Genomic DNA, 1,051 nt, shown 5'->3' with positions numbered 1-1,051 from the left:
GAGTGTATCCTGAGTACGGCGGGACACGAGAAATCCCGTCGGAAGCAGGGAGGACCATCTCCCAAGGCTAAATACTCCCTAGTGACCGATAGTGAACCAGTACCGTGAGGGAAAGGTGAAAAGCACCCCGGAAGGGGAGTGAAATAGATCCTGAAACCGTGTGCCTACAAGTAGTTAGAGCCCATTTATGGGTGATAGCGTGCCTTTTGTAGAATGAACCGGCGAGTTACGATTACATGCGAGGTTAAGTTGATAAGACGGAGCCGCAGCGAAAGCGAGTCTGAATAGGGCGAAATAGTATGTGGTTGTAGACCCGAAACCAGGTGATCTACCCATGTCCAGGGTGAAGTCCAGGTAACACTGGATGGAGGCCCGAACCCACGCACGTTGAAAAGTGCGGGGATGAGGTGTGGGTAGCGGAGAAATTCCAATCGAACTTGGAGATAGCTGGTTCTCTCCGAAATAGCTTTAGGGCTAGCCTCAAGATTTAGAGTATTGGAGGTAGAGCACTGTTTGGACTAGGGGCCCCCATCGGGTTACCGAATTCAGACAAACTCCGAATGCCAAATACTTATTCTTGGGAGTCAGACTACGAGTGATAAGATCCGTGGTCAAGAGGGAAACAGCCCAGACCACCAGCTAAGGTCCCAAAGTATACGTTAAGTGGAAAAGGATGTGGAGTTGCTTAGACAACCAGGATGTTGGCTTAGAAGCAGCCACCATTTAAAGAGTGCGTAATAGCTCACTGGTCGAGTGACTCTGCGCCGAAAATGTACCGGGGCTAAACGTATCACCGAAGCTGTGGATTGACATCTAATGATGTCAGTGGTAGGAGAGCGTTCTAAGGGCGTTGAAGCTAGACCGTAAGGACTGGTGGAGCGCTTAGAAGTGAGAATGCCGGTATGAGTAGCGAAAGATGAGTGAGAATCTCATCCACCGAATGCCTAAGGTTTCCTGAGGAAGGCTCGTCCGCTCAGGGTTAGTCGGGACCTAAGCCGAGGCTGAAAAGCGTAGGCGATGGACAACAGGTTGATATTCCTGTACCACCTTT

At 50.3% G+C, this 1,051-nt stretch carries 1 rRNA gene; it reads left to right on the top strand.

The window, feature by feature from the left end:
- Nucleotides 1-1,051 (top strand): 23S ribosomal RNA (locus ADJ83_RS04990); the annotation flags it as partial.

It is taken from the genome of Bacillus sp. 522_BSPC (assembly GCF_001076885.1).
Lineage (GTDB): Bacteria > Bacillota > Bacilli > Bacillales > Cytobacillaceae > Niallia > Niallia hominis.
The sequence above is the reverse complement of the archived record's forward strand: the minus strand, read 5'-3'. Positions and strand labels throughout refer to the sequence as shown.